Origin of the sequence: Streptococcus oralis, assembly GCF_001579025.1 — a bacterium.
Lineage (GTDB): Bacteria > Bacillota > Bacilli > Lactobacillales > Streptococcaceae > Streptococcus > Streptococcus oralis_X.
In genome coordinates, this window is sequence record NZ_KQ970238.1 from 1 (window position 1) to 499 (window position 499).

The 499-nt window shown below is 36.1% G+C and carries 1 protein-coding gene; it reads right to left on the minus strand.

The annotated features are described in order from the left end of the window. Nucleotides 1-261: 261 nt before the first annotated feature. On the minus strand, nucleotides 262-499 hold a 238-nt coding region (locus SORDD27_RS09985), incomplete at its 5' end, for an LPXTG cell wall anchor domain-containing protein (protein WP_155718901.1).

The window sequence follows — 499 nt, forward strand, 5'->3', positions numbered from 1 at the left end:
GCTATTGTAACCGCTTATTTTGTTTTTTGCTATATTAACCGTGAGCCTCCTATTTTCATAACTCTTTTCTTTTTTTTGTAATTTTACTTAAAATTCTGTTTGCTGTAATTTTTTACAAAAATATATTTTTTATATTGTAATATTTAATTTTAAACAACAAAAAAGCCCCTAGAAAACGAATTTTCTAGAGACTTTCTCTATCAAGTTTAAGAGAGAAGTAGAATTCTCACTTACCAAGTTTCATGTTTCTTCTACAAAAGCCTAAGCTTTACGTTTTACGAAGAATACCAATCCACTCAATGCCAATACTACAAATCCAATTGCTGAGAAGATAGATGTTGCTTCACCTGTGTTTGGAAGTTCAACTTTACCTTTAGTCTCCGTAGCTGGAGGTGTTGGCTGTGGATCTGGCGTTGGTGTTGGATCTGGTGTTGGTGCTGGATCCGGTGTTGGTGTTGGATCTGGTGTTGGTGCTGGATCTGGTGTTGGCGCTGGATCT